Raw genomic sequence first — 26404 nt, forward strand, 5'->3', positions numbered from 1 at the left:
CGTCCGGGATAATTCAACAATGAATAAAACACATACATTTTTTGAAACGCTAACTTCAACCGAAAATCCGCTAAAGCGTTTAGGCTGGAAACCGTATTTCCAACAACAACTGACTTTAGATGACTATGAAGATACACAGTTTGCGCGAGTGATTGCCCATCACCGTAGCGGCTATGTATTAGCTGGTGAAAGTGGCCAGATTCACCTGAATGCTCACTCTTCTTTACCCAGCATGACTGTCGGAGACTGGGTGATATTAGATAACAACCAGCAGTTTCTCCGTTTACTTGAACGCCGGAGTTTGTTCACGCGTAAAGCAGCTGGAGATAAAGTGGCTGAGCAACTTATTGCCGCTAATGTCGATACCGTATTTATCGTCTGTTCTCTCAATCATGACTTCAACTTAAGCCGTATTGAAAGGTATCTGGCATTGGTTCACGAAGCTGAGGTGGAGCCAGTCATCGTACTGTCCAAAGCTGATCTTTGCGACAACGCAGATGAGCTGAAAAGCCAGGTACAGAAACTGGATCAACTGCTGGTTATCGAAACCGTTAACGGCTTAGAGGCACACAGCGTTGCTAAGTTAATGAGTTGGTGTAACGAGGGCCAAACGGTCGCGTTTATCGGTTCGTCCGGCGTTGGTAAATCGACGCTCATTAATGCATTACTCGGGCAGCAGGAACAGGCCACCAGCCATATCCGAGAGGACGACAGTAAAGGTCGCCATACTACCACCTCACGTTCCATTCATATCTTACCATCCGGTGGTCTTTTGATGGACACCCCCGGAATGCGTGAGATCCAGCTGGCGGATTGTGAGACTGGGGTCAGCGAAACCTTTTCCGACATTACCGAGCTTGCCGAGCATTGCCACTTTAGTGATTGCCAGCATGTGTCAGAACCAGGATGTGAGGTCCAGGCAGCTATCGAAGATGGCAGATTGGAATTACGCAGGTTAAACAACTATCAGAAACTGTTACGTGAGCAAGCCATCAATGGCGCGACACTGGCAGAAAAAAGGGACAAAGATAAGCAGTTTGGAAAAATGGTACGTAGCGTAATGAGTGAGAAACGCAAAAGACAGCAAAGTTACTAAATCTGTTTTAAACCATTAAAAAGGCGCAAGCCTCCTGCAGGGTCTGTTAATCTTTTATTGTTAGTTTTGTTTAAAAAGTTAATAGACCCTTTCAAGTTTTATCAAAATCTTCATTCACAAACCCCAAAACCACGCAACATTAAATACTTACGTTAGCAATATTGAGCAAACATTCAGTCTAAGAACAAACTAAAACTAGACACAAAATATTACCAAGCTAAGATGTGTGCTATTCAGCTTACAAAGGCTGAATATACAAAACAGGATAATTGATAATCATGTGTCTTTGTGACGCTTAGCATTGCTCTCCCTTGCCATTCAAGGGCATCATCGCCGTGAGATGTTGAGTTTTGTTGCGTCACTTAGCCAACCCATTGCAGGAATGACGTATGCAACATAACAGCCTCGTTGCCCGATATGCTCGTGGTAACCTCGTTCTTCAGATCCTAGTCGGTATCGTCTTAGGTATCTTACTGGCAACAATTTCACCAAGTTACGCTGAAAGTGCTGGCCTGATTGGTAGCTTATTCGTTGGAGCGCTTAAAGCTATCGCCCCAATCCTTGTGTTTATTTTGGTTGCAGCGTCTATCGCAAACCAAAAGAAAAACCAGCACACTTACATGCGCCCAATCGTCGTTCTGTACCTGATGGGTACATTCTTCGCAGCGCTATCAGCCGTGGTTCTGAGCTTTCTTTTCCCGACCACTTTGACACTTGTAACCGGTGCTGAAGGTGCGACACCTCCTCAAGGTATTGCGGAAGTTCTGCATACGCTGCTGTTTAAAATCGTCGACAACCCGGTAAATGCACTGGTAGAAGCAAACTACATTGGTATTCTTGCCTGGGGTGTGGGTCTTGGTCTGGCGCTACACCACGCTTCAGCAACAACAAAAGCGGTATTCGAAGATCTTAGCCACAGTGTGTCACACATCGTGCGTTTCATTATTCGTCTGGCGCCTTTTGGTATCTTTGGCTTGGTTGCTTCTACATTCGCAACAACAGGTTTCAGCGCGTTAGCAAGCTACGCACACCTGCTTGCCGTTCTTCTTGGTGCAATGTTTATCATCGCATTGATAGTGAACCCTGCAATTGTTTACTTCAAAACCAAACAGAACCCATACCCATTGGTGTTGCAATGTCTGCGTGAAAGTGGCGTGACGGCATTCTTTACCCGTTCAAGTGCAGCAAACATCCCTGTAAACATGGCGCTGTGTGAAAAGCTAAAACTTGATGAAGATACTTACTCTGTATCAATCCCTCTGGGCGCAACTATCAACATGGCCGGTGCTGCAATCACTATCACAACACTAACATTGGCCGCTGTGCATACTATGGGTATTGAAGTTGACCTAATGACAGCTCTGCTTCTAAGCATCGTTGCAGCGGTGTCTGCGTGTGGTGCTTCAGGGGTTGCGGGTGGTTCTCTTCTATTGATTCCTCTTGCATGTGGCCTGTTCGGTATTTCAGACGACGTAGCAATGCAGGTTGTCGCAGTAGGCTTTATTATCGGTGTAATTCAGGACTCTGCAGAGACTGCGCTAAACAGTTCTACAGACGTTGTCTTTACAGCTGCAGTTTGCCGTTCAGAGCACCAGAAAGAACAGCAATAATCTGATTAAGATTCAATAAAAAGGGGGGGAGCCAACTGGCTCCCCCCTTTTTTGTACCTGTATCGATTAAGCTTCCGTTAAGGTCACTTCTTCTATCGGGAAATGTTTGCTTGGCTCAACAAACTCTTGTTGCGCTGCAATAGTTTGTAACTCCCACTCGCCCGCTTGATAAGTGGTGCTCAGCACGCCGTAGCAAGCATCATGGCAGTGCTGAAATGCCTGTTTAGGGCTCCAGCCTTTCAAAAGTCCTGCTGTAAAAATTGCAGATATCAAATCGCCCACACCAACTGGTTGTTTAGCAAATTCAAAATGTGGTCGTTTGGCCAGATAAATCGCTTCTTGTGTCGCAAGCAGCATATTGAAGCTACCGTTTTCCAGGCAATAAAGATGTTTAACTAAAACGACTTTTGGTCCTTTTGCCAAAGCTCGCTTGCAGGCTTCGACTGCGTCTTCTAACGTCTCGATTTCCATTTCTGCAAACTGACTAAGTTCAAACTGATTTGGCACGACCACATCTGCCATTGGCATCAGGCGCGTTAACAGGTTTTCAGCGATCCCCGGAGCAACGATGCAACCTTTATCCGGCGCTCCCATCACTGGATCACAGACATAAAGCGCTTGTGAGTTTTCACTTTTCACTTTATTAACCGTTTCTTCTACTGCAAGGCACTGTTCAGCACTACCCTGATAGCCGGTTAGCACCGCCTGACATTTATCCAGCGCACCAATGTTTCCCAAACCACGAACGAGTTCACTGATGTCATCTGCTGAAAATGCGCGGCCAGTCCAACCTTCTGCATATTGGGTATGATTAGAAAATTGCACGGTATGAATCGGCCATACTTCAAACCCCATACGCTGCATAGGGAAAACGGCACTGCTGTTACCAGCATGACCAAAAGAAACATGTGACTGTATGGAGAGGATACCTTCCATCTATCTGTCCTCTTATTGTTGTTATCGATAATTCAAAGACTGCGGCAAGCGCCGGTTTTGCTAAGCTGGTAGTGTATCCGACTCGAAAAGATTGTCTAACTCTAATCTTAACCACGTTAGCTCTGTCATTAATTTTTGCCCGACTGAACAGGCACAAAAAAGCCTCTTTAATTAGAGGCTTCTTAAAATTCAGGGCTGACGAAAGGGTTGCGTAAAATCGAGAGCATCTTTAGAAGGCTGCGGCGGACTAAATGGTTGTGACTTAGTGTCTTTCTCATCCGTAACCAACTCATGTTCAAAATCAGCCACATGCCCTTCATTAAACATATCTTGTTCTGGCGTAAGTTCACCGACCTCGGTTTCACTTAACTCACCGTCATCGGGAAAGTATGGTGAGCGTTTATAGATCTTGTTCAGCACACGTATGATGGCGTGTTTTTTTACCGACCCGGTCGTTAACTTTCTTTGCAACGGTTTAGCAATTGCCTGCAGTCCGACAACGATATCCACACCAATATTAGCTGCAACTTTATCACGTGACATACGCGCGGGTTCATAACCAAGATTAGCCGCCAGGAACAGCCAGATGTAAGCAATCGCGTTGCCGGTTCTGCTCGAATCTTTCCAGGCTTCACCTGCATGATACATCGCTTGAGCACTGCCACTTTCTGCTGCTCTTTCAAGCCAATAACGACCTTTCAGCAGACTTTTCTCAACACCGATTCCTTTGATATAACACAAGCCCACCTGAGTTTTACCTGCGGGGCTCCCCTTAGCTGCGGCTTTCTTAAACCAATAAAGGGCGTCTGCTCTCTGACCTGAAGTATTTTCCGGAGAAAGCTGCCACTCTCCCATATATAACAACGCGTCTACGCAACCTTCGTCGGCTGCCGCCTCAATCAGCTCAAGGCCTTTCGTCTCATTCTTCTCCACACCACGGCCGAACACCAACGCTTTACCCGTTGTAAACTTCGCGTCTGCATCCCCTTCCATACCTGCTATCGCTGTGCGCCAGAAGTTGGCCTGCTCTTTAAGAATCACATCCTCACGCATACGCTCACTGAGCCGGACAATGCCATACATAGCACTGACATTATCCATTTTTGCTGCTTTGTCGTACCAGTACAGAGCTTGCTTGATATTGCCTCTTTCCGCTTCTTTAGCCAGGAACAGAATTGTTGGAATATGCCCCGTCTCCGCTTTGAACTCACGCTCCTGAAGCTCTTGTTCACGAGCTCTTTGCATCGTCTTACGGTAAGCGGCCTCACGGGCTTTCCTCTCGGTTTCAAGACGCTGCTTTCGCATCGATAACGAGATCATCCACACAAGTATCAGGACAAGAGACAGGCCAGTTGCCACAATAGCAATGCCCATACTACTCATAAATTGCCTCTTTGCTTACTGGAGCCTCTATTGACGCCCCTTAAAATTTACAGTTTCCAGCTAGTTTCGCTGCTTACATACTATATCGGCCATTGGCCGAAAACCTTAAGTTTAGAGTCACAGTAATCGATATTACTTCGTATTAAAGGCTGCCTTCCAAATAGAAGTAGAGAACGTTATCCGCATCTCTATAACAGTTCGGTAAGTAAAAGTGATAAGAGTAGATGGTACAGATATCAAACTATTTCCGATCAAATAACGAACACTCACTTCAACACTCTATGGCATCACCGCCACTTATTTCTCGTTAAAAAATATCATCTTCCTTTTTGTAGAAGGTTGTCACGCTTTTGGGGCTGAGATGTTCTCCTCCTCTGTCATCCCCCCTATCTACTCCTACTGAATTTCACTTTTTAATGCTGTGTGCAACCTCTCACTATGCGCTCGCATTATCATTGAATTTGTGAAGCAAATCGATTGTGTAAGAAAATTTTCACTTGTAAAAAACTTAGCTGCCCACTCTCACATTTTGCTGATTATTCAATGTACTAGCATTTATCTGAACATTTCCTTTAGGCATTTTGCCAGCTAGGAGCCGTTGCTATCAGGCCATTTTTAAACCAGAAAGCCAGCGTTCCTTTATATCAATTCAATAAAAACGGATATGTAAACGTGGACAAAAAAACATTCAAATTATCAACGGTTGCCAAAACCGTGCTGCCTTTGATCTCCGTTGCGGTGATCGGCGGTTGTGGCAGTGACACCGGTACCATTAACGACGATATTAGCGATGCCCTGTACTCTGCAGGTGAGAATGAAGTCGTTATCTATTACAAACGAGACACCAGCGACTATGACGGCTGGGGCTTACACCTTTGGAATGGCGAAGGCTGTACCAGTACTGACTTAGATGCCATGAGCATTGCAGGTAGTGGCACTGACTGGTCATCTCCTCGCGCATACGATGGTATCAGCGAAACTTACGGCGCTTACTACGTACTAAAAGTCGATCCTGACGCTTCTGATCCTTACGAGTGTATGAACTTCATCCTGCACAATGGCGATGACAAAGCATTCGGCAGCGCGAACTCTAAAGTAGAGCTGACTAAACTGGGTGAATCCAAAGGTGTGTTTGGCTTCCATGGTAGCAGCGAACTTTACTACGAGCCGATTGCAGATCGCCCGGTAGACGTTGACGGCCAGAAAGCACACTGGCTGGATGCGACGACCATAGCGTGGGAGGCAGCTTCAGGCGCAGATTCTATGAAGCTTTACTACAGCCTGACCAACGACATCCAGATGGATGCGGACAAGCAGATCACCGGAGGCACAGCGATAGAGCTGACCAGTGAAGGTGATCTTTCTGACGAACTCAAAACGCGATTCCGTCATCTGTCCAGCCTGCAAGCTGCAGGGATTAACGTTGATGACGCTACGCTACGAACCATTCTGAAGTCACAAATTGTCATGGTGGCTTACAACTCCTCTGGCGATGTCATTTCAGCGACTGAAGTTCAGAAAGCAGGCGTGCTGGACGCCGTATTTGCAGATGCCGACACCGGTAACGCTATCGGCCAAGAGCTGGGGGCTATCGTAGAAGGAAGTGCTGCAACCTTTAAACTGTGGGCACCAACGGCTCAGGAAGTATCTCTGATCATTTACGATGAGAATTTGACAGAAGAGTCAACGGTAACCATGACCGAAGACAGTACTACAGGTATTTGGGCATCTGAATCACAAAGTGGCGTCTTAAACAAATTCTACCGTTACCAAGTGACCGTTTATCACCCGACAACGGGCGTTGTGGAAACGACTCTGGTCACAGACCCTTACTCATTGAGCTTGTCTGAGAACTCTCGTTACTCACAAGTTGTCGACCTAGACGATGCGAGCTTAATGCCATCAGAATGGGCAAGTTACGAGCGTCCGACACTAGCAAAAGATGAAGATCACGTATTATACGAATCACATCTGCGTGATTTCAGTTTCAGCGATACTCAGGGTACCGCAGCATACAATGGCAAATACCTTGCACTGACCGAAGCTGATCGTGAGTCCGTCTCTCACCTTCAAGAGCTGAAAGATGCGGGTCTGACTACACTGCACATCCTGCCTGCGTTTGATATCGCAACCATAGATGAAGACGAAGACAACCGTGTCGACATTACGGATACCGTCGGCAAACTGTGTGGTATCAATCCTGATGCAACAATCTGTAGCGAAGAAGACGAAGCGAAAACCATTGAAGCTGTACTTGATAGCTATGACCCTGCGTCAAGCGACGCTCAGGCTCTGATGGGTGATCTGCGCGGTCTGGATAGCTTCAACTGGGGTTACGACCCATTCCATTACACGGTGCCTGAAGGCAGCTACGCGACAGACGCTAATGGCGCTCAGCGTATTCTTGAATTCCGTCAGATGGTTCAAGCCGCGCATAAGATGGAACTGAAACTGGTAATGGACGTCGTTTACAACCATACCAATGCCTCTGGTATAAATGAAAAGTCCGTTCTGGATAAAATCGTACCGGGATACTACCACCGTCTGAACGTAAACACCGGCGATGTAGAAACCTCAACCTGCTGTGACAACACGGCCACAGAAAACTTGATGATGGGTAAACTTATGGTTGACTCGCTGAAAGTTTGGGCAGAGGACTACAAAGTCGATGGTTTCCGTTTTGACTTGATGGGTCACCAGCCAAAAGATGTGATGGTTTACGCTCTGGAACAGATCCGTGCCATTGACCCTAACACGCTGTTCTACGGTGAAGGTTGGGACTTTGGTGAAGTCGCCAACGACACAATATTTGACCAAGCTACGCAGCTAAACATGGCAGGTACCGAGATTGGTACGTTCTCTGACCGTCTGCGTGATGCAGTGCGTGGTGGTGGTCCGTTCGATGGTGGTGTCGATACCGATGGCAGCCACTCACTTCGCTACAACCAAGGTTTTGGTAACGCCGCTTATGCTAACGAAGAAACCAAAACGGATACTGACTCTGTGAATGGTCGTCTGCACAATCAAGACATCGTACGTCTGGGTATGGCGGGTAACCTGGCTGAGTTCGTGCTGCTGGATTACACCGGTGAGACTAAACTTGGTAAGAACGTAGACTACAACGGTGCGCCTGCTGGCTATACGAAATATCCTTCTGAAAATATCTCTTACGTGTCTAAGCACGATAACCAGACACTTTGGGATAACAACGCCTACAAGATCGAGACAGGTACAAGCTCTGCTGAACGCGCTCGTATGCAGTCTGTCTCGCTATCAACGGTAATGCTGGGTCAGGGTATTCCTTTCATCCACATGGGCTCTGAGTTACTGCGCTCGAAATCGATGCAGCGCGACTCTTACGACTCTGGTGACTGGTTCAACCGCGTCTTCTTCGACGGCAGTGACAACAACTGGAACGTAGGTCTGCCTCGTGAAGACAAAGATGGCGATAACTGGGATCTTATCAAAACGATCATCAGCGACAGCACAGCGATGCCTTCTATGACTGACATTGAGCTAACCAAACAGCAATTCCTGGAACTACTGAAAATCCGTAGTTCAAGCGAACTGTTCCGTCTGGATACCGCTCAAGAAGTCATGAACCGTGTCGACTTCCGCAACGTGGGACAAGACCAAGTCGCAGGCCTAATCGTCATGTCTATCGATGACGGCGTATCTGCAGGTACAGACTTAGATCCAAACTACGATGCAATTGTCGCCGTGGTTAACGCTTCTGCAGAGGAAAAATCGTTTAAGGTAACAGGTGCGAGTGGCTTTGAACTTCACGCTATTCAGCAAGACTCTGCTGATTCTGTTGTAAAAGGCGCAAGCTTCTCTGGTGAAACCTTCACTGTACCAGCGCTGACAACGGCAGTGTTTGTCCAGCCTCAGTCCGGCGCGCAAGGAGCAGGTCTACCGGTAGATACATCCAACAAAGACGTATCGAGCATCCCTCCTTACGGTGAAACAGTAGTTTACGTGAAAGGCACAATGAACGACTGGGCTGACAGCGCGGACTGGGCAATGACCTTTATCGGAAACGGTATTTACTCGGTAACAGGCGTATTGGAAGCGGGCGAACATGAGTTCAAGTTTGCTGACGAAAGTTGGTCTAACCCGAACATCGGCTGTAGCGTCGCTGACCAAGGTAGTGGCTCACTGGATCTTGGTACGGGTGACAACTGTACTCTAACGGTCGCAGAAACAGGTAAATACAACTTCACACTGAACGCGCTGAACGTTCAAGATGAAAGTGTAGAAAACCCTGTAGTAACCGTTACAGAGGTTGCTGACGTGGCAACGTTCGGCGATACAGACCTTTACCTACGTGGTGACGTGACCGACGCAAGTTGGGGTGCCATTGAAAGTGCGAAGTTCAGCTATGTTGCTAACGATGTTTACTCGTTAGATATCGACCTAACTGCGGGTACCTACGAAATGAAGGTAGCAAGTGCAGACTGGGCAGACGCAACTAACTTTGGTGGTGAAGGTGAGATCGAATTCGGCACACCACTGACTATGGAAGCAGGTGGCTCAAGCGGTAACATCGTTATCACTGTACCAGCAGACGGAAGCTACAACTTCCACTTCAATGCGGCAGATACATCAGCACCAATCGTGACAGTTACTCAAAACTGATTGAGTTAACAACACAAAAAAGGGAAGCATCGGCTTCCCTTTTTATTGCTAATTCTATGATATTAAGAATAATTTATTCTTATTTTTGTGAACAAGACAAAAATTTGTAGGGTGAGATAAGTTTAACTTATTGGTGCAACGCTCGGATTGTAGAGGCACCTTTTTGTTATAAATACGCTAGGTCAACATACCCTAGTCATTCGGGGAAAGAACACAATGAAAAAAACCATTCTTGCACTCTCTGTCGGACTACTCAGCGCCTGTAGCCAAATACCAGAAAATGCCATCTTACTGAGCGTCGGTGAAGAACAAGCCGTATTTGAACAAAACGCCCAAGGTTTGCTTATTGCGGAGCAAAAACTGGACAAAGGCAGTTACACTTTTACTATTGCCGACAACAAACAGACCTGTGGTAACAGCTTTGCTCTGGCAGAAGAAAGCCGCATCAAATTCAATACACCATTAAAAATGGACAACTGCGCAATGGATACCAACATTCCGCTGCGCATATTCAAAGCTAATACCTACCAGTTTACGCTCAACCCTGCGACCAATGAGCTGACTGTTAAAATAAAACCAAAGCAATCCCAGAACATGGCCTACTCTTGCCCTGTCGCAACCGACACGGCTAAAACCATCAAGGTTTCCGAAACCTTTAGTGACGGAACCTTAGTTCGCGATGCGCTCAGCGGACAAGAAGCAACAGTTACAAACGGTAGCGTGACCATGCAGCCGGGCCCGATGAGTCAAGGATTGCTGTTACTTGAAAAAGTTGACCAACAATCAACGAAGCCATTTAGCTGGGATAACGCCACCGTTTACTTCGTTATGACCGACCGTTTTTACAATGGTAACCCGGATAATGACCACAGCTATGGCCGCAGTAACGACGGTAAGTTTGAGATCGGCACCTTCCATGGCGGTGACTTAGCCGGCCTGACCCAAAAGCTCGATTACATTGAATCTCTGGGCGTCAACGCAATCTGGATCACATCACCACTGGAGCAGATCCACGGCTGGGTTGGCGGCGGAGACAAAGGTGACTTCAAGCATTATGGCTACCACGGTTACTACCATCAAGACTGGACGAAGCTCGACGCCAATATGGGTACCGAAGATGAGTTGCGTACCTTCGTCGATACTGCACATAAGAAAGGCATTCGCATCGTTTGGGATGTGGTAATGAACCACACTGGCTATGCAACCCTAGCCGACATGCAGGAATTTGGTTTTGGTCAGCTTTACCTTGATGCTCAGGAAGCGAAAGACGTTCTGGGTGAAAACTGGACCGACTGGCAGCCTAAGTCAGGTCAGAGCTGGCATAGCTTCAACGACTACATCAAGTACAGTGACAGTGAAGCGTGGGAAAAATGGTGGGGTAAAGAGTGGATTCGCACCGACATCGGCAGTTACGACGCACCGGGGTATAACGACATCACCATGTCTCTCAACTATTTACCGGATCTAAAAACCGAGTCGACTGACAAAACGGGCTTGCCTAACTTCTTCCGCAATAAGGACACCTATGCGCGTGATGAACTGCAAACGCCACGTGAGCACCTGATCACCTGGTTATCCGATTGGGTACGCGACTACGGCATTGACGGCTTCCGCGTCGATACTGCAAAACACGTCGAAATGGAAGCCTGGACAGAGCTGAAAACGAGCACCACACAAGCACTGGCGGAGTGGAAGCAAAGTAACCCGGATAAAACACTGGATGATTTACCGTTCTGGATGACAGGCGAAGTCTGGGCGCACAGTGTAGTGAAAAGCCCTTATTTCGATAACGGATTCGACTCGATTATCAACTTTGAATTCCAGTCTGATGTCGCGCCAAAAGCGCTCAAGTGTTTCGCCAATCTGGACAGTGATTACCGACGTTACGCAGAGCAAATCAATAACGACCCTGAGTTCAATGTGTTGAGTTATCTCTCTTCCCACGACACGCAACTGTTCTGGTCTGCACGCAGTCGCAGCTTTGATGATCAAGCTCGTGCCGCCAATGCACTAATGCTGGCACCAGGCGCAGTACAAATCTATTACGGTGACGAAGTTGCCCGTGATTTTGGTCATACAGGATCAGACACCCACCAGGGAACCCGTTCCGATATGCCATGGGATAAGATCAATGGCGAGCGTGAAGACTTACTTCAACACTGGCAAAAACTTGGCGAGTTCCGGAAACGCCATCCAGCGGTTGCTCAAGGTAAACACATTACGCGAAATCAGGACGGGTACTACGCGTTCGAGCGCGAGTATCAAGAAGACAAAGTGCTAATTGTCTACACTGGCGAATAGCACACACGTTTATCTTCCAATAAGTGAAGCGTAAACCTGTCTCTTACACTCCCTCCCTAACCACATGGTCTAATGCCGCTCGTCTAACAGCGAGTGGCATATTTCTGTATCTCGTCATCCTGTACAGCGACGAAGGAGCGTGATACAGGATCTTCTATCCTAGCGCTTTATGGTCGAAATCGTTTCATTAACCGCTCAGCGCGCTGCGATTAGATTCCTAGGCTCGCTGGAATGACAAAAAAACATCGTTCAACGACATATCCCTGAATAGCTTCATTTGACTCAAAGCAATCCATCACTTTTTGCCTTTTCATCCTTTTCTGATAAGAAACGCTGTAAAGGTCTACATTATATCCGGACAAATTTCGGCAGAATGGCGCCTGCTAACTTGGTCACAACACTATCGGGGTTTTACATAATGAGCGCTTCGCACACCAATACTTTAGAAATAAACAATGATGCAGGTCCAGCTGAAGCGCCAGAAGCAGAGTCATCAACCCCTCTCAACCAGTTCGATGAGTCCGTGCTAAGCACAACAGAAGCAACTGATACTGAAGAACCTGAAGTAATCGCTGACCAAACGGCAAAGGTAACCTCTACTGCATCGGAAATCTCTGAAAGTGTTGGTCAATACTCAGGTATGGATACGCAAACCACCCTGCCAGTAACCACGTCGAAAGCAGATCAATCAACATCAATAAGCGATATCGCTGCGAATGACTCAGTGACAACCGAGACGAGCACCGAAGCAACGCTGTTAGAAACCCACTCCACGAAAGCAAAAGAAACTGAGATAACAGATTTAGTTGCGGTAAATGAGAGTGAACACCACTATCCAGAGAAATCCATATCAGCTAGCAGCGGAGAAAGCCGCACGATTAAGGATCATGCACTGAATGAGGCTTTGATAACACCGTCAGTCGACACTGTCGCTGTCACTGAAACACCGACGCAGTTTGATTTTCATCTTCCGTTCAGTACCGACTGGCTCATGGTGCTGGTATTTTTCTTAACCACGGTTTTCTTGTTCTTAACTAACCGCAGACAGATCAAAAAAGCGGCTCAGTTGGCACAGTCCACTTCTCAACCATTAATGCCGATGCAGCAACCAACCGTTGATGTAGAGTTTGAAAAAGCCAAAGTGGTCGCAGAAAGCCGCCAAAAATGGATGCACTCTTTAAGAGAAGAGGTCGCCAACTTTGTTTCCGCAACTAACGCTATTTGGGATCTGCACAAAATTAAAGACGGCTGTGAAGATATTCTGACTGACATGAATGACCCGCAGTTTGTGATGAAAGAGCTGTATCACTGGTCTTGTACCTATAACAAGGCAGTCCAAGACACAGAGCAACTCTATACTAAAATTCATTTACTCATTAATCCAAATGAAGAAAAAGCACAGATACTGAGTAAGTTACTGGACAGAACAATGGTTGCTGTTGAAGCGAAGAAATCACCATCAAAGATTAATGACGATATCATTGCCATTACGCAAGAAATATTAAAAGACGAGTGGGAACGCGTAAAAACGTTTGGCTAGTGTGTTTGTCGCTTCATCACCGCATTAACGTTAAGACTAGAGTCTGTTTTCACCATAACATAAGCCAAGTGGTGCCTTGCTAATTGGCAACAGCACCTGGCCTATGTTTTATACCCAAATGACTTCAAGATGCAGGATTCAGAGCGTTGTCACTGGTTCAAGTTCTAGGAAAGTAACGCAGCGGAATAGCTAGCTCTTTCCAAGTTATTTGACGCAGAAATTGGGCCAGTGACACGCTCCCGAAGGGCGAGTTGCCTTAGCTCACAGACTTTGTTAACGATTTTTGATTTAGAACCACTAGATCTTCAAATCGTTGCCGCGTCTGTGAACCAAGTCATTCTCGCTGAACCTAGCATCTTGAGGTTATTTGGGTATATAAATGGATTTTACTGGGCTACGGCAAAGAACCGACCTTGTAAAGGTGACATCGGTATTTGATACTGACCATCACTCAATGAGATTGTCTCATTTGTAAGGAGATCGACCAGATCTTGATTACTACCGACAGCATCCTCACTCAACACCAAAGTTGTTGTGCTTTCTATGGTGTTCAGCGCAAACAACACCTGATCAGTACCAGACGTTTTTAAGTCGACATAACTACCATTGCTCGCTAACAAATTTGTACGTGAGCCTTGATACAAAGCCGGATGCGCTGCTCTCATCGTCATCAAAGACTGAACATAATCTTTAAGATCAGCCTGATTAGCATCTAGCGTAGCAGTAATACCTTCTATTTTTGCACTGCTTCTGGCAACGTGGTCATCGCAGAGTCCTACGACCGCACAACTATTGATATCCTCTTGTGCCGCAAAGCCATCTACTTGATCACCAATTTCATCCCCGTAATACAAGGTTATCGGCCCTGTATAGGCTGCCTGGAAAGCAAACGCTGCTTTGTGACGTAACCAGTATTCCGCATCATTCACATCAGCTAGCCCACCTCGCTGTAACAAGTCACCAAAGCGCACTAAATCATGGTTACCAATCATCAGGTTTGGCTGCGCGTGAGTAGGATATTGATTGTGAGTTTGATAGCCATTGTCTAGCCAGTCTGCTCCTCTGCCTCCAACGCCGCTCTCATTTACCGCCAGGGTTTCCACTATGCGGTAGCGCATCGGGAAATCAAACGCAGAACACAGAGCTGGATCACTTTCTGTACCGTAGGCGTCATCAGCGATATCTGACTCCCCTTTCCAGATTTCAGCGACCATATAACCAAGAGGGTTAACCTGTTCACCTTCACTGTTGGTGTACGTCACACTTTGCGAGGCTTCATCGACTGCTTGGCGCAACTGTGTCCATGCATCCGTCGGCACCTGATACGCCTGATCCAAACGCCAGCCATCTATTTTCAGCTCGTTAACCCAATAGGTAGCGACTTCTTTGTAAAAGTCGAGACTCGCTGGGTAATCAACCGGGTTGCTTGAGCCAGACGGCAGTAAACCAGAAGGTGATGGCTTGATCAGCCCTGCTTTATGGTGACCAAATACGCCATCAAAAAAGACATACAGCCCTCGTTTATGCGCTTCATTTACTAAGGTTCTTGCCGTTTCCAAGTCGCCGAAACGAGGGTCAACTGTGAAGTAATCAGTTGCGTAGTAGCCTGTTGCGTCCAGGCGATCTGCCCAGTGATCTTGTCCTTCAATCGCTTCTGATTCGAAGATAGGTGTCAGCCAAATGGCATTCATGCCCAACTCTTGAATGTAATCCAGTGAATCAATGATACCTTGTAAATCACCATTGTGATGGCTGGTACCATAGCCTGTACCATGGCCGATACTGGAATCACCATCGACGAAGCTCTCCACCATAATCTGATAAGTACGGATGTGATTACTCTGTTCAAGTACATTAGTTTGGCATGCATAAGTCGCCTCAGGCAACACAGTTTCACCGCTGTCACCACCGGATGAGTTACAACCAAGTAATCCCCCAGCGACTGCAAATGCTAAGACAGATTTGTATAAATGCTTATTCATGAAACTCTCCCAAAAAAATTAGCCCCGACACGCTTTCATGCTGGGGCTAATAAAATAAAAATCGAAAATAAAATCACTTATTAGAATATTATTGGCATTTAGAAACCATTATTGAATATGGCTCACCGCTGTCTTTAAACTCCAGGCTCCATAGATATTTACCCGGCTCTTTAATGTCAACTTTAGTATCGGTTCCGTAGCCACCGTAGGTAAGTTCATTTAATTCTGACACCGTTAGCACTTTACCTTTTGCGGTAAATTGCGGGCTCCACTGGGCAGCCGCATATTGCATTTTATAGCTACCAGTCTCTTCAGTAGTAATAACTTGATAAATGTTGTTGCCTTTATAAGTGAGTTTACGCTCTGCTACATGCTTCCAATCGGCATTTGGGAAACTACCAACTACGAAGATGTCTTTGGAGAGAGGACCAACATCACTTGAATCAGGTAAATCACAATTGGTCATCATTCCTATGTTCATGCTAGTAAAAGCAACAGTAGAATTAACTTCATCTTGTGCACTGTTTTCTGATGATGTTGAAGAGCAAGCAGATAGAATGGATACAGCAGCTAAAGCGCATGCTGCATTTAGAATAGTTTTTTTCACGTTATATCCTTTTATTTTTATTAAACTAATAATCAATAAAACTACAACTGGATATATTATGAACTTAATTAAACAATATATTAAATGTGAATTTCTTGATATGTGAAAAGCGTAACTAAATGCGCAATAAAAAGCCGACTTTGTTAGTCGGCTTTTTATTTAATTACTTGCTGTTTACTGCTTTAACAAAAGCTTCTTGTGCACCTTCAACACCTAGTGCTTTTGCTTCTTCAAGCAGGGCTAGAGCTTTATCAACATATCCTGCGTTTACTGCGCTTTCTATTGACTCTAGATAGAATCTTTTCTGAGAATCAGTAATTACGCTTGAGTTTTCTTGTTTTACAACAATATTAGTTTTTGAAGCAAGACGTTCTTTTTCTTGCTGATCGATCATTGCTGCCTGAGATTTTTTTGCCTCCTCATGAGCAACGTCAGAGCTATTTACCACGACAGGGTCTTTAACGGCAATAGTTTCGTCTACCTCAACCGCAAGGCTAAGTTTTCCGTATTTTGAATGAGGCACAACTGGATCTGGAATATCTGGCGGATAGTTACCTCTGCCAATTGCATCTATTTTTGCAGGGTGAAGTACTGTAGATTCTTCACTAACTAATTTATCAGTAGTGAATATTAGTAATTTAACTTTTTGTTCACCACTAGGCTGAACACTAAAGTTTGTTTCGAGACGATCACCTTTCATCCCATGAGCGTGTTTATATTCAAAATCGTCTTCATTAAACTTTTTAATGATCTGATTGCTTTCGCTGAGAAGTAAAACATTTGGGTAAAATACGCTCTTTCCGAAGTGACTGGTAATCGTCACTTCCATTTCTTTACCTTTTGAATCAAGAGAAAAAGCTGCAATAGGGCTAGGGTTCTGAGTGAGTATTAGTTGTTGATTTTTTTCGTTAATTTCAAAATCTAAAAATTTTGTAGGGTTAACATTTAACCACTCAACATTACTAAATTCACTTACAATCTGATTATTACCAGTAACATCAAGCGTTACTATCTCGGATGACGTACACCCGAGTAAATTTAAGCTTAGTAATCCACATAATACTAGTCGTTTCATGGTTGCCCTTTTCTTGTTAGAACTAAAAAGCCGACATAAGTCGGCTTTTGTTATATATGAAAACACTTACTGTTGCAATGTGCTTACCACCAAGCTTCTGCTTGGATACCGATGCTAAATTCAGTGTCGTTACCAGCGCCGAATGCATCGTTGTTTTCGTGATCCATGAAGTATGAACCAAATACACGAATTTCAGGACGAGCCCAGAAGCTTGAACCAGCAGACCATGCCTGAGCGATAGTTAGTTTAGAACCAGCGCTATCACCGTTTGTATCAGACTCACCGCCGAAGTAACCAGCTTCAAATACAGTTTTCATTTGTTCATCCCACTTGTACATAGGACGCACTACTACGTTGTAGTTAGTGATATCACCTTCGTCAGTGTCTGATGCACTTGAGTACATTACAACGTGGCCAACTTCCCAAGCATCACCGAAGCCTGTAACACCCCAGTTCATGATACGGAAACCGTCAGCGTCCTCGTTTGCTTTATCGTGGCTGTACCAGCCGCCAGCTCCGTAAGTAGCCATCTGTTTACCGTAACCAGCAGTACCGTATTGAAGTACAGTTTGGTTGAAACCTGCTGACAGGCCTTGACCAATTACGGCTGTAAGTAGAAGACCATCTTCACCTTCAACTGTCTCGCCTTGCTTCTCGTTAACAAAAGCGTATGCACCAGCTAGTTCTAGGTTAGCGCCTTCCCAAAGGTTGATGCCCGCGTAACGAACGTCAGCGATGTAACCGTTAGAATCGCCTTCATCATTGTGCATTAGAGCAGCTGAAAGTTTACCACCACCAACAGATAGGTTTTCGATACCACCACCAGCACCGCCTGAAGTGTCTAGGAAGTAGAAGTCTGTGATGTGAACGTCTTTACGTTGGTAGTATGTTTGACCAGCCCAAAGTTTTGCTTCTTTATCTGCTTTGATAAGACCTGTAGCTTGAACATTCATTTTACGAAGTGCAGGCTCTTGACCTTCCCAGTTGTTGTTACCTTGAGCTGAGTAAGCAACAAGTGAGTCAAGGTAAAAACTTACATCATTCTGGTTGTAAACTTCAGCACCAAGGCCAAGTTCTGCATATAGATCGTTTTCGTTACCTAGACGACCTACTTTATTCTTCTCGTAGCTAAGGTTTTCACCGTTATCACCGCTTAGGCCGATGCCCGCACGCATGTAACCGTTAAAATTCGCTTCTGCGGCAAATGCGCCAGCAGAAAGAGTAGTAGCCACTGCAGCAGCAATTAAAGTTACTTTTTTCATTCTTAACTCCATAAAGGGTATTTATAATTCTGTCTTGCATGCTCATTCTTAAGGTGACTAAAGGCAGTACAAACTCACCTATAGAAAGAGAAGTAAGATGGGAACAAGTCCCCGTTTGTTTCAACGATTTAAAGATTACCCAAGGAGTACAAGGATGACTTCCTCCGCCCCAAAGTAATTTGAGGGGGATGAGAAAGGCGTAGAGATTTTACCGTATGGTGTTTATTCGAGTGAGATCACCAATCTAGGGAGGAATTAGTAAGTTTGTTCGGTTTAGCTTCGCTACAAAGTGATAGCTATTTCATATTTTTGCCTCAGAAGTGTCATCTGGAGTAATTTAATTACAGGCGCATTTTATAAATATTTTTCTATTTAGGGCGGTTGACCTTAGTAAGACAAAGTTTTTAACTTATAGTTTCTTAAAGGTAGCAATAAAAAACTAAATAAAAGACTCTCCGATGACGCAACTTCAATCTCACCCTTATCCCTTGGGTGCAACATTACACAGAGAAGGCTGTAACTTCTCTATTCATTCGCCCGAGGCCAGAGACATAAAGCTCGCCTTGTTTTCTGACAATGGTAAATACACGCTGCACGACCTACCCGGTGAATATGCAGGCATTCGGCATACCTTTATTCCCAAGATAAAAGCCGGGCAGAAGTACGGTTATGTGGTTTCTTATCAAGATGAATCTATTCTTATCTCCGACCCGTACGCAAAATCCATCGATGAAGCCCTTCATTATCAGCCACCTTTCTCAGCAGAAAAAAGTTTCGGTATGCCTAAGTGTGTGGTTACTGATGATAACTTTGACTGGCAGGGAACAGAGCATCCGCGTATCCCAAGAGAAGAGATGGTGCTTTTTGAGACGCACGTAAAAGGCCTGACTCAATTGCACCCGAAAGTGGCCACAGCGACAAAAGGACGTTATCTCGGACTTTCTTCACCTGAGATGCTCGAGTTTTATAAGCAGCAGAACATTAACACTCTGCAATTATTGCCTGTTGCAGCGTGTATGCACGAGCCGCACCTGCTGAAGATGGAGAAGGTCAACTACTGGGGCTACAATCCGTATCTCTTCATGGTGCCTGATCCGCGCTACGCGAAAAAAGATGCGGTTACCGAACTGAAAACCACCATTAGAGAGCTACATAAACACGGTATAGAAGTGATTCTAGATGTGGTTTACAACCACACCGCTGAAGGTGGTGAGGGCTCGACGATTTTCAATCTAAAAGCGCTGGACTCACGCTTTTATATTAAGCACGGTACCCACTTTGCTAACTATACGGGTTGTGGTAATACCGTCGACCTCACTTATCAACCATCGCTAAATCTGGTCATGGATACGCTGCGCTACTGGGTCAGTGAATTTAAAGTCGATGGTTTCCGCTTCGATTTAGCCGCAACACTTGGCCGCCAGGGTGACAATTACAACCCTGAAGCCGCATTTTTCAAAGCGGTGGCGCAAGATCCGATTCTGCGTGAAACCAAGTTGATCGCCGAGCCGTGGGATATTGGACCAAATGGCTACCAGGTGGGTAACTTCCCGTTCGGCTGGAATGAGTGTAACGATAAGCTACGTGATATTTCCCGCAGCTTCTGGCGGGGTGATCAAGGCTACCTGAAAGAATTTGCCACCCGTCTAATGGGTTCCCGGGATATCTATAGCGCAGCAAACTGGCCTTATAAGTTGACCGTCAACTACATCACATACCACGATGGCTTCACGCTCCAAGACTTGGTTTCATACAAGCAAAAGCATAACGAAGCCAACGGTGAGGAAAACCGCGACGGACACGGTGACAACCGCTCGGAAAACTACGGCGTTGAGGGTGAAACAGAAAACCTAATGATCATCGCAACTCGGGAAAAGCAAAAACGAAATCTTATTGCGAGTTTACTGTTTGCCTTTGGTATTCCCCACATCCTCACGGCAGACGTGCTGTCCCACACGCAAGGCGGTAACAACAATGCCTATTGTCAGGACAACGAAACCAGCTGGCTAAACTGGAGTGAAACGGAGCGTAAACAGCATTTCAAAGTCTGGATGTCGCAAATGGTGGCTAATCGCCAGAAATACATGGTGCCATTCATACACTCTTTCAGCGGGGAAAACCGACACAACAACCGGATATTCTGGCGTCGAACCGACGGACGTTTAATGGAGCACGATGACTGGAACCGTTTAAGCTCTGTGGCACTTCACCTTGGGATTGGTAAAGACGGACAAGAGCTGGTGTACTTAATCAACCAGACCAACGCCACTGCGCGCTTTAAATTACCAAATGATCGTAAGCAAGATTGGGTAACCGTGTGTGATACTAACGTGCGTAACTTAAATCCCGGTCATGCTGAGGGTGAAGTTCTGCTTTCTCCGACTTCGATGGTGATACTGCATTACCAGCCTAAAACAAAGTCTAAGTAACTTTGCTCTGACATCAATACATAAAAACCAATCAGATTAAGACTAATGCCGTTCGTTTAACAGCGAACGGCATTTTACAGTCTCCCGTCTTTCTGAACAGCGACGAAGGAGCGTGATTCAGAATCTACTATCCGAGCACTTTATCGCCAAAACGATTCCTATATCTTTTCAGCGCTCTGATAATAGATTCCTAGTCTTGCTATGGCTCGCTGGAATGACCTAGCAAAGGACGTTAACCGATAAACATCCGTCAGATGATGACTGGCTTTTTTGTAATAGTTTTTCACTCAAAGGCTCATTTGGTGTTGTGGTTATTAATTGATCCGCGTATATTTATGGACTATTACTTTATATGACCCACCCCATTGACGAGGCAAATAACCATGACAACCTACCTCTACTCTCGCTATTCGCCTCGCAACCGGGCTTACAGCGAGAACCTGGCAATATTGCAAGCCGCCGCTCCGGGCGCAAAACATTTTGAAGATAAAGTTCGTGGCTGTGTTCCGCCAACTGAACGGAACGCTTTCCAGCAACTGCTCAAGGCTCTTCAACCCGGTGATACCGTCGTAATTTGGTGGCTCAGCACCTTTGGACGAGACTTCAGCCAGGCACTCAACACCATCAGACTGTTACTTGATAAGCAAGTAACACTTCAAACCGTTTGTGAAACTATGAGTTTTGAGCCAGGCTCTGCCGAAACCCACACGATGCTTACGTTACTTACAGGGTATGGGAAAGTACAAACTCAGCATCGTTTGTTCGCCGCAGAACAAGGCCGGAAAGCAATTAAAGATCAACCGGACGTGTGGAAACAGAAATTTAGAGGCCGTCCTGCTGACAAAGACAAACATCAGAAAATCGCCGCTCTGCTGCTTGAAGGAAATACTCTGCGAAGTGTTGCCGAGCAGTGCGAGGTGAGTTTGTCTACCGTGAAACGTATCAAGACGAAACTGAATGATTTTGATGACGAAGGTGGGCTAAGAAAGCGTCGTAAGGCAGGACTCTCTGACGGTGAACCATCATGAAACAAGGTATCCACTTCCGTTCCATTCTCATTGCTTGTCTGATCATCAGTATTGGTCAGCTCAGTATGGGGCTGGTTATGCCTTCCCTGCCCTGGATTGCAAAAGACTTTTCTATTTCTCTTGATCAAGCCCAGTTATTAGTCAGTATTTACTTACTTGGATTCGGCCCTTCGCAATTTGTTTACGGTCCGATTTCAGACGCTTTAGGACGCAAAAAAGTACTATTAGCGGGTCTTCTGATTGCGATGTCAGGACTGATCATGATCATACTCGCAAGCGACACCTTTACGGGGATGGTCATGGGCCGTTTTCTGCAAGGGTTAGGGACAGGATGTTGTGCAGTACTAGCACGAGCTTCCACCCGGGATCGCTTTAGCGGCAGTGAGCTTCCCGTCGCCCTGTCTTACATCGCAATGGCAGCCTCTATCACGCCGTTGATCGCACCAGTTATTGGTGGCTTTATTAACTTCCACTTTGGCTGGTCGATGGTGTTTATTTCATTGCTGGGCTACGTAGCAGTAGCGTGGGTGATTATTGCATTTCGTTTCACAGAGACGATCCCGCAGCGCTCTTCGATCCCTTCGGCGAAAATCATGTTGCGCCAGTACCGTGATTTACTCTCATCGCGCTACTTTATGAGTTTTGCCAGCATCAGCTGGTTAAATTTCAGCTTAATGATCACCACCGTTTCGGTAATGCCGTTTATCATGCAGAACCAAATCGGCATGACATCTGATGAATACGCGATGTGGGCTCTTATTCCGGCTTTCGGGATGTTAGCTGGCACAACCATTTGTAACCGTATACGTCCTGTCATCGGTAATAAAAAGATGCTGCTATCTACCCCGGTGTTGCATATCAGTGCCGCAATATGGTTATTCTTCTGTCCTGTAGAGCCCTTATATCTGATGCTGGGGCAGCTGTTGATGATTCTGGGTAATGGTATCGCACTACCCTGTGCCCAAGCTCTGGTGATGCAGCCTTATAAAAAACAAGCCGGTTCTGCCGCAGCGATGTCCGGAGGAGGCCAGATGATTGTCTCTTCGCTCGTGAGCTTAACGTTGGTACAGCTCGGTTTAAGTGAAGCGTGGCACCTTTCACTGGTTATCGCGCTGTTCACTGCAATTACCTTAGCGAACATTTTGCGAGGTTTCAGTGCACCGTTACCTGCAGAACAAACAGCGAATGCAGTCACTCAGGGTTAATACGCTTAGCGATAAAAGAAAGAGGCGTCACAGTTAACTGTGACGCCCCTTTGCAGATGAATATCGGTATTAGAAGTTCGCTGTCATACCAACATAGTAAGTACGTGGCGCTTCAACATAACCAATATTTTCAAGCTCTTTTGAAACACTCTCATCCGTCAGGTTAGTGATACCGGCACGAAGGCGAAGTGAGTCATTAACATGGTACACCGTACCCAGATCCAGAGTCGTGTAGGAGTCCTGAGTCAGCTCTGAATCAATCTTACGTTCACCGCGGTAACGGGCACTCGCAAACAGGTCCAGGTCATTGGTTGGGTACCAGTTCAGACGGGCAAATGCTGAATGTTTGTAACGCTCATTAAGCTCTTCACCTGTCGATTTATCTTCGGTATCCAAGTAAGTGTAGTTGCCTGACATTGCCCATTGCTCAGAAAGTTGAACGCTACCAGACAGCTCTGCCCCCTGAATAACCGCTTTCGAGACGTTTTTAAATGACTTGTACGGATTAGAAAGATCGCGATCGATTGGATCACCGTTTGCGTCGATACAGCTCATAATGGAACTTGACCACGTTCCTGTTTCACAGAAAACATCGGTTTGTTCAATCAGGTTTTCAACTTCGTTACGGAACAGCGCCGTTTCAATGTTCCAGCTTTGAGCACTGTACAATGCAGAGAGTTCATAGTTAATACTGGTTTCCGGACCTAGGTCTTCATTACCCTGAATATCACAGTTACCTTTACAGCTAATCAGCTTAAAGTCCGGATTGTTTTGCGTCATAGTCGGAGCTTTAAACGCTTTACCTACACCACCTTTCAACACCAGAGAATCGGTGGTTTGGTGTACAAGGTAAACACGCGGGCTAAATTCTTCACCGAACTGCTCATGTTTATCCAGACGTCCACCGATAGTTGCAGTTAGCGTGTCTGTCACTGCCCACTGATCCTGAATAAATGCCGCGCCCTGGTAGGCTTCCGCTTTATTATCAACAAGGTTTTCCGGGTTAGAAAGCTCACTGTTCTGATAATCGACACCAAACGTTAGCGTATGACTGTCACCTAAGTAGGTTGTCGCCGACGCTTCTACAATCTGGGTAAGCTCTTCAATTGAATCAACACCATCGTTCGCAGCATCAACGTTCTCCACATTCTCACGAGAGTAACGTACCTGAGTGTCACCCCAAGACCACAAACCCGTGTGTGAAATCGCCTGACTGTCGCGTCGCACTCGTGATTCGGAGTAAATTACACGTGTCGCACTTTCAGCTGCCGTATCGCGTTCATCATCACTATAACCTAAGTCCAGATCGATAAACTGGTTGTCAGCTAAGTGCCATGACAACGTGCCGAATAGTGCTAATGTGTCACGGCCTTCAAATGCCGTTACCTCTGAACGATCGTAATCAACGCCCCTTACCGTTTTAATACCAGAGTAAGGCTGCCATGCATCACGACTGGTTTGCGAAACGGAAAGACGTGCAAACAGTGTATCGTCAATTAAAGCACCGGATGTGGTTAAGCCAACTGTGTACTCTTGCCCGCCGTTACCATCATTTGGTGTTGTGTTATCCATGCTAAGCTGTGAGCTCCAGTCATTTTCTGGTGACTTAGTGATGATGTTGATCGTGCCGCCCATACCATCCGAACCGTAAAGTGCAGACATAGGGCCACGAATGATTTCAATACGTTCAATTGAATCCATCGGGATTGTGGACAGATCGAAATCGTTACCACGAACAATCGCACTTGCAGAGCTCATACGACGTCCGTTCACCATAATAAGGGTGTATTTGGCCTCCATACCACGAATAGAGATTTGCTGACGCCCGGCACGAGTGCTGCCGTAGTCAGCTTCTACACTGGTTTGGTTAGCAACGATATCAGCCAGGGTGATACCCGGATCATTTGCGATATCATCAGCAGTAATCACAGACATCGATGCAGGTGCGTTTTTAAGCTCCATTTGCGTACGGGTTGCCGTAACAACCATCTGCTCATCGATGTTGGTTGGTGTTGTATCAGCCATTACTGAAATTGAAGTACATAATGCACCGATAGCCACTGCTAATGGTTTTGGTGCGAACAGAGTCGTCTTAGACATAGTAAAACCTGTTATTATTATTGAAATTCATAATGATAATGGTTCGCATTAAATAGATTTTACTTATCTAAGACAAGTGCTCTTGTATCCAGTCAGTAAATTACCGTTATGCAGGAAATGAATAATCGAAATTTCAATCATTCACTTTCTTCAAAGCCGTAGATTTCTTTAAATAAAGACTTAACCCAGTTACACATCGGATCGTTGTGATAACGTTTATGCCAGTACAGATAGACAGACTCACTGCTAAGCCGAATCTCTTTGGGGACCTTTTTGGTCACCAGTTTTCGTCCGTGGCATGCCCCTTCGGCAAATGGTGTAGGCAGGTGAAAAATGACATCCGTTTGCTCAGCAATAGGTGGCGCAGCATTAAAAGTGGAAAGCTGCAACGGAATCGACAACGGGCGATTTCTATCCACGACACCAAGCTCCGCGAATCTGTGATAGATCGAAAATGTTTTCCCGCCCTGAAGTGAAATTTGACCGAAGTTACAGTCAAGCAGCATCTCGACGGTTAACTCTTCAACCTTCGCTAAAGGGTGAGATTCACTCATCAGGAACCGGTAGTCTCGGTTCGCGATCTTCATGCGATACAAATTTTGCTCTGAGCTTGGTGGAGATGCAGTAGAGATGACAAAATGCACGTCACCGGTAATCAGGGCATCAAAATGCCTTTTAGGGATGGAATCAACATCAATGATCATGTTTGGCGCTTCTTGCCTTATCCGGGAGATAACACTTGGAAGCAGCATGATGACCTGAGGTACTAAGCCGAAGAAGCGAATCGTTCCTTTGCTCTTTTCGGGAACAAAAGACTGGCCGTGCATCAGCTTCTCCAGCCCGGTAAGTACTGTGTTTAAGTCTTGTTTAATTACCTCAGCTTTCGGGGTCAGCTCGTATCCATGAGCAGTTCTTACCAACAACTCATCGTCAAACAAACTTCTGAGCTTTTGTAAAGAACGACTGACGGATGGTTGGCTCATACCTAATAAAACCGCAGTATTGGAGACATGCTTTTCCTCAAGCAAACTCTTGAGAATAAACAACAAATTCAAATCCACCTGAGCTAAATTCACTTTTTAAATACTCACTATTCTTATAATTCTGTTGCTGCCTATAGCTTATCTGCTAACGTGTATGCAATCAATAATCATTCTTATTTGATTTAAATCAAATTCGTTTCATTTTTTCAGCTCATCTTTCTCTCTGTTT

At 45.7% G+C, this 26404-nt stretch carries 16 protein-coding genes; 8 read left to right on the plus strand and 8 right to left on the minus strand.

Features of this window, described 5'->3' with window-relative positions:
* Positions 1-19 precede the first annotated feature (19 nt).
* Both rsgA and sstT read left to right on the plus strand, forming a co-directional pair.
* A complete protein-coding gene (gene rsgA, locus KHN79_RS21010; protein WP_182011179.1) occupies positions 20-1096 on the plus strand; it encodes a ribosome small subunit-dependent GTPase A in 1077 nt (358 codons plus the stop codon).
* A 389-nt stretch (positions 1097-1485) separates the two neighbouring features.
* The gene (sstT, locus tag KHN79_RS21015) at positions 1486-2706 is read left to right on the plus strand and encodes a serine/threonine transporter SstT (protein ID WP_182011178.1); all 1221 of its coding nucleotides are present in this window, start codon (positions 1486-1488) and stop codon (positions 2704-2706) included.
* 66 nt (positions 2707-2772) lie between these two features.
* Here the strand turns inward: sstT and pdxY are convergent, their stop codons facing one another.
* Both pdxY and KHN79_RS21025 read right to left on the minus strand, forming a co-directional pair.
* Positions 2773-3642 (minus strand): pyridoxal kinase PdxY, encoded by an 870-nt coding sequence (gene pdxY / locus KHN79_RS21020; protein ID WP_182011177.1) that lies wholly within the window; start codon positions 3640-3642, stop codon positions 2773-2775.
* A 189-nt stretch (positions 3643-3831) separates the two neighbouring features.
* A complete protein-coding gene (locus KHN79_RS21025; RefSeq protein ID WP_182011176.1) occupies positions 3832-5025 on the minus strand; it encodes a tetratricopeptide repeat protein in 1194 nt (397 codons plus the stop codon).
* Between the two features lie 672 nt (positions 5026-5697).
* Here KHN79_RS21025 and pulA point away from each other — a divergent pair.
* From pulA to KHN79_RS21040, 3 genes are all read left to right on the plus strand, one after another.
* Positions 5698-9663 carry a pullulanase-type alpha-1,6-glucosidase gene (gene pulA / locus KHN79_RS21030; protein WP_182011175.1) on the plus strand — a complete coding sequence of 1322 codons (3966 nt, stop codon included), beginning with the start codon at positions 5698-5700 and terminating at the stop codon, positions 9661-9663.
* 216 nt (positions 9664-9879) lie between these two features.
* Positions 9880-11964, plus strand: coding sequence for an alpha-amylase (locus tag KHN79_RS21035; protein WP_182011174.1), 2085 nt, complete (start codon positions 9880-9882; stop codon positions 11962-11964).
* Positions 11965-12382: 418 nt separating this feature from the next.
* Complete coding sequence (locus KHN79_RS21040) at positions 12383-13504, plus strand: hypothetical protein (protein ID WP_182011173.1); 1122 nt, start codon at positions 12383-12385, stop codon at positions 13502-13504.
* Positions 13505-13890: 386 nt separating this feature from the next.
* Here KHN79_RS21040 and KHN79_RS21045 read toward each other — a convergent pair whose 3' ends face one another.
* The 4 genes from KHN79_RS21045 to lamB all read right to left on the minus strand — a co-directional run bounded on the left by KHN79_RS21045 (position 13891) and on the right by lamB (position 18430).
* Positions 13891-15486 carry an alpha-amylase family glycosyl hydrolase gene (locus KHN79_RS21045; protein WP_182011172.1) on the minus strand — a complete coding sequence of 532 codons (1596 nt, stop codon included), beginning with the start codon at positions 15484-15486 and terminating at the stop codon, positions 13891-13893.
* A gap of 88 nt (positions 15487-15574) precedes the next feature.
* On the minus strand, positions 15575-16093 hold the full coding sequence (locus KHN79_RS21050) for a glycosidase (protein WP_182011171.1): 519 nt from the start codon (positions 16091-16093) through the stop codon (positions 15575-15577).
* Positions 16094-16256: 163 nt separating this feature from the next.
* Positions 16257-17168 carry a MalM family protein gene (locus KHN79_RS21055; protein WP_182011170.1) on the minus strand — a complete coding sequence of 304 codons (912 nt, stop codon included), beginning with the start codon at positions 17166-17168 and terminating at the stop codon, positions 16257-16259.
* Between the two features lie 83 nt (positions 17169-17251).
* Entirely contained in the window at positions 17252-18430 is a 1179-nt protein-coding gene (lamB, locus tag KHN79_RS21060; protein WP_182011169.1) for a maltoporin LamB, read from the minus strand.
* Positions 18431-18888: 458 nt separating this feature from the next.
* Here lamB and glgX point away from each other — a divergent pair, with 458 nt between their 5' ends.
* The 3 genes from glgX to KHN79_RS21075 all read left to right on the plus strand — a co-directional run bounded on the left by glgX (position 18889) and on the right by KHN79_RS21075 (position 23092).
* On the plus strand, positions 18889-20859 hold the full coding sequence (gene glgX, locus KHN79_RS21065; RefSeq protein WP_182011168.1) for a glycogen debranching protein GlgX: 1971 nt from the start codon (positions 18889-18891) through the stop codon (positions 20857-20859).
* Positions 20860-21242: 383 nt separating this feature from the next.
* Positions 21243-21887, plus strand: coding sequence for a recombinase family protein (locus KHN79_RS21070; protein WP_182011167.1), 645 nt, complete (start codon positions 21243-21245; stop codon positions 21885-21887).
* Positions 21884-23092 carry a multidrug effflux MFS transporter gene (locus tag KHN79_RS21075; protein WP_182011166.1) on the plus strand — a complete coding sequence of 403 codons (1209 nt, stop codon included), beginning with the start codon at positions 21884-21886 and terminating at the stop codon, positions 23090-23092. Before KHN79_RS21070 ends, KHN79_RS21075 begins: the two co-directional genes overlap by 4 nt.
* Positions 23093-23161: 69 nt before the next feature.
* Here the strand turns inward: KHN79_RS21075 and KHN79_RS21080 are convergent, their stop codons facing one another.
* Both KHN79_RS21080 and KHN79_RS21085 read right to left on the minus strand, forming a co-directional pair.
* Positions 23162-25192 (minus strand): TonB-dependent receptor, encoded by a 2031-nt coding sequence (locus KHN79_RS21080; protein ID WP_182011165.1) that lies wholly within the window; start codon positions 25190-25192, stop codon positions 23162-23164.
* Between the two features lie 137 nt (positions 25193-25329).
* Positions 25330-26268 (minus strand): LysR family transcriptional regulator, encoded by a 939-nt coding sequence (locus tag KHN79_RS21085; RefSeq protein ID WP_182011164.1) that lies wholly within the window; start codon positions 26266-26268, stop codon positions 25330-25332.
* Between the last annotated feature and the right edge of the window lie 136 nt (positions 26269-26404).

This window comes from Vibrio sp. B1FLJ16 (assembly GCF_905175385.1).
Taxonomy (GTDB): Bacteria; Pseudomonadota; Gammaproteobacteria; order Enterobacterales; family Vibrionaceae; genus Vibrio.